Origin of the sequence: Saccharomonospora halophila 8 (assembly GCF_000383775.1) — a bacterium.
Classification (GTDB): Bacteria; Actinomycetota; Actinomycetes; order Mycobacteriales; family Pseudonocardiaceae; genus Saccharomonospora; species Saccharomonospora halophila.
Map to the genome: position 1 here is coordinate 1 of NZ_KB912556.1, position 6,213 is coordinate 6,213.

Annotated in this window: 6 protein-coding genes; all 6 read right to left on the reverse strand. The window is 73.1% G+C overall.

The window, feature by feature from the left end; genetic code table 11:
- On the reverse strand, window positions 1–217 hold a 217-nt coding region (locus SACHA_RS26445; protein ID WP_039738856.1), incomplete at its 3' end, for an SDR family NAD(P)-dependent oxidoreductase.
- Window positions 214–1,710, reverse strand: a complete 1,497-nt coding sequence (locus SACHA_RS0112015) for an FAD-dependent oxidoreductase (RefSeq protein ID WP_019810000.1) — start codon at window positions 1,708–1,710, stop codon at window positions 214–216. The genes SACHA_RS26445 and SACHA_RS0112015, both read right to left, overlap by 4 nt.
- A gap of 59 nt (window positions 1,711–1,769) precedes the next feature.
- Window positions 1,770–2,705, reverse strand: coding sequence for a VOC family protein (locus tag SACHA_RS0112020; protein WP_019810002.1), 936 nt, complete (start codon window positions 2,703–2,705; stop codon window positions 1,770–1,772).
- A gap of 11 nt (window positions 2,706–2,716) precedes the next feature.
- A complete protein-coding gene (locus tag SACHA_RS0112025; protein WP_019810003.1) occupies window positions 2,717–3,901 on the reverse strand; it encodes an acyl-CoA dehydrogenase family protein in 1,185 nt (394 codons plus the stop codon).
- 109 nt (window positions 3,902–4,010) lie between these two features.
- Window positions 4,011–5,096, reverse strand: coding sequence for a ferredoxin--NADP reductase (locus SACHA_RS0112030; RefSeq protein WP_051110204.1), 1,086 nt, complete (start codon window positions 5,094–5,096; stop codon window positions 4,011–4,013).
- 25 nt (window positions 5,097–5,121) lie between these two features.
- Window positions 5,122–6,213: FAD-binding protein (locus SACHA_RS0112035; protein WP_019810007.1), on the reverse strand; the 1,092-nt coding region annotated here is incomplete at its 5' end.

The window sequence follows — 6,213 nt, forward strand, 5'->3', positions numbered from 1 at the left end:
CGTCGGCGTCGCGGTCGATGCCGAACACCGTCGCGCCTTCGGCGAGCAGCCGCAGGGCGGTGGCCCGGCCGATCCCGGAGGCCGCCCCGGTGAGCACCACCGTCCGGTCCCGGTACCGGAGCGGGTCGAACGCCGCGCCACCGGTCCCGCCACCCGCCCCCGTGTCCATCGTCTCAGTGTCCGTCGTCTCAGTGTCCGTCGTGTCGTCCCCGGTCATGCCCCGGCCCCCGTCCCGGCGGGTTTCCCGGCCGCCGCGCGCCCGGCACGCCTGCCGAAGAACGTGCCGTCACCGAGCGAGGTGCCGCTGACGTAGTTCTCGCCGTGGATTCCCGAGCTCGCGCGCCCGGCCGCGAACAGGCCGCGGATCGGCCGCCCGGCCACGTCGAACACGACGCCGTCCACGTCGGTGTGCAGGCCGCCGAGGGTGAACCCGGAGATGGCGGGGTTGTCCCCGGGCTTGTGCCTGCCCGCGTTGTCGAACCCGAGCCGGGTGTCGATCGCCGCGTACGGCGGGCGCAGCGGGCGCAACCACCGCGCGTTCTTGTGGAAGTACGGGTCCCGCCCGTGTTCGGCGTGTTCGTTGTAGACGCCGACGGTGGTCTCCAGGGCGCCCGGGGGCATACCGGTGGCCTCCTCCAGTTCGGCCAGCGTCTCGGTGACGTGCTGGGGGCGAACCCCCCAACGCTCCCCCGTGGGGATCTCGTCGTAGGCCTGTTCGTCGAGGATCACCCACCACGGCGCGGGCTGGTTCCGCACGGCGTCGACACTGATCAGCCCCGGGTAGACGTCCTCGTTGCGGAAGCGCTGCCCGTGCGCGTTCACCAGCATCCCGCGGGCGATCATCGCGGGCACCACGGACAACGCGATCTGGGTGACCGACATCCGCCGGGTCGCCGCACCGAGGGCGGCCGCCATCCGGATGCCGTCCCCGTGGTCCAGGCCCGCGCTGACCTTGCCGTTCCCGGTCAGGTGCGGGGCGTGGTGGGCCAGCATCTCCTCGTCGTCCACGAATCCGCCGGTGGTCAGAACCACGCCCCGGCGGGCCCGCACGGTGATCTCGTCGCCGTAGCGGCGGGCGCGCAGGCCCACCACCCGGCCGGTGTGGTCGACGACCAGGGCGTGTGCCCGGGTGTCCAGTTCCACCCGCGCGCCCCCGGCGCGGGCGGCGTCGGCGAGTTTCTCCATCAGCAGCCACCCACCGAACGCCTCGGTCTCCGGCCGGTGCCCGCGCGGCACCGGCCGGGCGAGCTCGGTGTAGGGCCAGGCGTTCTCCCCCAGCCACATCAACCCGTCGTCGGTCGGCGGCATCCACGTCGGCGCGTCGTAAAGGCGGGGGGCGAACGTCAGACCGTGCGAGCACAGCCAGTCGAAGTGCTCCCGCGAGCCGTCGCAGTACAGGCGCAGCTTCTCCGTGTCGGCGTGCGGGCCGAGCACCGCCGACAGGTAGGCGAACATGTCCTCGGCCGAGTCGTCGAACCCGCACGCCCGCTGCACCGGTGTGCCGCCACCGAGGTAGATCTCGCCGCCGGACATCGCCGACGCGCCCCCGGGGCCGCCCGCCCGGTCCAGCAGGGTCACCTCCGCACCGGCCCGGGCGGCCTCGATCGCGGCGGAGGCGCCCGCGCACCCGAAACCGACCACGAGCACGTCGGTGGTGAGGTCGTAGTCGTGCACGGCGGATTCCGGCACCGTGGCCGGTGAGGTCGTCATCGGTACGCGCTCCTTCTCGGCGGGGGGGGTGGATTCCGGGGGACCGGGCGTGCGGGCACTCAGCGTGGGGTGAACGCGGCCAGCGGTTCGGAGCCCGACCAGTCGTGGCCCCAGTAGCTGTCCGCGGTGATCTCCTCGGCGGTGTAGTGGGTCTCGTCGACGAGCATCCCGTCGGTGCCGTACTCGATGTCCCAGCCGCCCGGGGCACGCACGTAGAACGACACCATCTTGTCGTTGGTGTGCCTGCCCAGGGTCGACGAGATGGAGAAGCCGAGTTCGCGCACCCGGTCCAGCGCGCGGCCCACGGCGTCGAGACCGTCCACCTCCACCATCAGGTGCACCAGCCCCGGTTCCTCACCGTGCGGCGCGGGGGCGACGGCGAGGCTGTGGTGCCGCCGGTTGATCCCGAGGAACCGCACCCGCGGCGGTTCGACCCGGCTGACGTCACCCTTGCCGCCGTCGATGCGCATGGCGCCGCGCGGCAGGAAGCCGAGCACCTCGGTGTAGAAGGACACCGTCTCCTCCGGTGTGGTGGTGGGCAGGACGACATGGCCCATCCCCTGCTCACCGGTGACGAAGCGCTGGCCCCTCCCGGTCAGCAGCGGGCTGTGGTCCAGTCGCGGGGCGAAGAACACCTCGACCGGGACCCCCGCCGGGTCGGTGAAGCTCAGCACCTGCTCCGCGCCGCGTTCGACGGCCTCCGGCCGGGACAGCATGGTCACCGGCGTGCCCGCCGCCTCCACGGCACGGCCCACCGCCGCGAGGGCGAACTGGTCGCGCACCTCCCAGCCCACGGCCAGCACCCGGTCGGTGTCGCCGGGCAGCAGGATCAGCCGCGCCCAGCGTTCGTCCATCCGCAGGTACAGCCCGTCCGGGTCCGGCCCGGACGTCTCGGCGAAGCCGAGTCCGTCGACGGCGAACTCGCGCCACCGGGCGAGGTCGGTCGTGGCCACCCGCAGGTAGCCGAGTCCCCGGATCTGCGTCACGTTGTGCACGTCGTTCTCTCCTAGATCATGCTGCGCATCGGGCCCGGTGGCGGGTCGATGCCGAGCTGGGTCAGTGCGGAGGCGTGGAACACCGAACCGGGCACGTGGATCGCGTGTGCCAGGCCCATGTGCGCGTCCCGCCAGAACCGCTGGATGGGGTTGTCGCCACGCAGCGCGTTGCCGCCGGAGCGGGCCACGATCTCGTCCACGGCCCGCACGGCCCGCCACGCGGCCTGGACCTGGGTCCGGCGGCCGACGGCGCGTTCGTCGAAGGTGACCTCGCGGCCCGCGGCGACGGCGTCGTACATCCGGGAGGCGTTGTCCAGCAGCGCCACCCGGGAGGCGGAGATCTCGGCGGCCGCCTCGCTGATCGCGGTCAGCACGTACGGGTCGTCGACGACCTTCGTGCCGGTGATCTGCACCCGCTGCCGTTGGTAGGCCATGTGGTGTGCCAGGGCGCCCTCGGCGATGCCGAGCACGGCGGCGGTGATGCCGAGCGGGAACGCGCACGTGAAGGGCACGTGGTAGGCCGGGTTGGTCAGCCCGGCCTCCCTCGGCGCCGTGCCGTCGACCAGCGACCCGAAGTCGATCACCCGGTACTCCGGGACGAACGCCTCCCGGACGACGACGTCCTTGCTCCCGGTGCCCTTCAGGCCGACCACGTCCCAGGAGTCGGGGACGATCTCGTAGTCCGATCTGGGCAGGATGAAGTGCGCCGCCCGCATCGGCTGCAGCGGTGTCCCCTCCGCGTCGGTGATCCGGCCGCCGAGGAAGATCCAGTCACAGTGGTCGGTCCCGGAGGAGAACTGCCAGCGCCCGTCGAAGACGTAACCGCCGCCCACCGGCCGCGCCGTACCCATCGGCGCGTACGGGGAGGCGATCCAGGTGTCCGGACCGGACCGCCAGACCTCCTCCTGCACGCGGGGGTCGGCCATCGCCATCTCCCACGGGTGGACGCCGACGATCCCGGCGACCCAGCCGCTCGACCCGTCGTGTCGCGCCGTGGCCAGGACCGCCTCGGCGAACTCGCGGGGATGGGCCTCGTGGCCCCCGTGCTTCGCCGGTTGCAGCAGGCGGATGACCCCGGTGCGGCGCAGGGCCGCGGCGGCGTCGTCGGTGAGCCTGCCGAGCTTCTCGTTGTCCGGACCGAGTTCGGCGAGCTCGTCGGCCGCCTGTTCGATCGCCTCCAGGACCGTGTCCGCCATGTCTTCCCATTTCTGTGTCAGGTGCCGCGTGTGCGTCGGTGCGGGGTGCTGCCACGCTGTCAGTGCGACGCCCGCGGCGGGGTGCGTCTCCCGCTGACCGGGAAGAGCCTCACTCCTCGTAGGTGACGGTGACGTGCTCGGACTCCGGACGGGCCTGGCAGGCCAGGATCAGCCCGTCGTCGAGGTCGCCGGAGTCGAGGACCGCGTTGTGGTCCATCGACACCTCGCCGTCCCGCAGCAGGCAGGCACAGGCGCTGCAGTTGCCCTCCCGGCACGAGTACGGCGCGTCGATCCCGGCGGCCAGCAGCACGTCGAGCAGGCGCGCGGAGGTGGGCCAGCGCACGGTGTGCCGCTGCCCGTCCAGGATGACCTCCGCGGTGGCCGCGGCGTCACCGGAGTCCGCGGCGTCCGCGGTCGCACCGGTTTCGGCCGGGTCCGTGGGGACCTCCGGTGCGGCGAACGGGTCGCCCGTCAGCGAGTGGAAGGTCTCGACGTGGATCCGCGCCCGATCGACGCCGAGGCCCTCCGGGCCGCTGAGCGCGTCGGTGACCGCGGCCATGAACGCCTCCGGACCGCACAGGAACACCGCACGGTCGGCGTACGGGCGCAGCACCTCGCGCACCGCGGGCGCGGTCGGCCTGCCCTGCACCGACTCCAGCCAGTGCAGCACGGTCAACCGGCCCGGGAACGCCTCGACGAGCCCCCGCAACTCGTCCCGGAAGATCACCGAGTGTTCGTCCCGGTTGGCATAGACCAAAGTCACCGCACCGGTCCCGGCGTGCAGCACGGACTTGAGGATGGACAGCACGGGTGTGCTGCCGCTGCCCCCGGCGACCAGCAGGAGGTCCTCGTCGAACCCGGACGGGGTGAACGTGCCGGCCGGGCGCAACGCCTCCAGGGTGGTGCCCTCCACGGCCCGGTCGCAGAGGCGGTGGGAGCCGTACCCGCCCTCGACCCGCTTGACGGTGATCCGGGGCTTGTCGTCCACGACCGGCGAGGAACACAGCGAGTAGCACCGCGCGGCGCCGCCGGGCCGGTCACCGGGGATGCGCACGGTGAGGAACTGGCCCGGCCGGTAGTGCAGCGTCCCGGTCTCCCCGGTGTCGTCGACCGGCTCCAGCACCAGCGAATGCGCGTCGGCGGTCTCGGCGACCACCTCGACGACGCGGAGGGTCAGGACCGGGGGTGCGGTCATCACGATCACCGACTTCCGGGTGTGCTCACGTGCCTCGCGGGTCGCCGGTGGCACCGGGGGCGGCGGGGCCGTCGCCGGCGCCGGTGTCGACCGCGGCACCGGTGTGCCCGGTGATTCCGGCGGCGTGGCGCGCGGCGAGGTAGCCGAACACCATCGACGGTCCGATGGTCGCGCCCGGACCGGCGTACTCGTTGCCCATCACCGGCGCGGAGGTGTTCCCGGTGGCGTACAGGCCCGGCACGGCCGAGCCGTCCGGGCGCAGCACCCGGCCGTGCTCGTCGCACACCAGGCCACCCTTGGTGCCGAGGTCCCCGACCTCGATGCGCACCGCGTAGTACGGCGCCTCGTCGACGACGTCGAGAGTCGGGTTCGGCAGGGTGGGGTCGCCGTAGTAGCGGTCGTAGGCGCTCTCGCCCCGGCCGAAGTCGGGGTCGGTGCCCGAACGGGCGGCGGTGTTGAACCGCTCGACCGTCGCGGTCAGGGCCTCCGGGTCCACCCCGATCCGCTCGGCCAGCTCGGCGACCGTGTCGGCGGTGTGCACGATGCCCTGTTCGGAGAACGCCCGGGGGAACGGCGCACCGGGCAGCACCTGGGCGAACGGGTACCGGGCACGGGCCTTGGCGTCCATCACGAACCAGGCCGGCACGTGCCCACCGGCGAGCTGGTCGTGGACGAAGTTCACGTACGGCGCGGACTCGTTCGTGAACCGCCCGCCCTCGCCGGAGACGATCAACGACCGCGGGATGCAGCGTTCCGACACCAGCGGAATCACCGCGCCCGCGGGGTGCCGCACCGACGGCATCCACCAGGCGTCGTCCATGAACGCCAGCTCCGCGCCCACCGCCTCGCCCGCGCGGATGCCGTCGCCGGTGTTCTGCCGCGCGCCCGCGCTGTGGTTCTCCCGGGCGCCTTCGGGCAGGTACGTGTCCCGCATGTCGGTGTTGTGCTCGAACCCGCCGGTGGCCAGCAGCACCCCGCGCCGGGCGCGCACCCGCACCGGTTCGCCCTCCCGTTCCAGGGTGGCGCCGAGCACCGCGCCGTCGTCGTCGGTGACCAGCCCGGTCATGGTGGTACGCAGCCACACCGGCACCCCCGCGTCGCGCAGCGCCATCCGCAG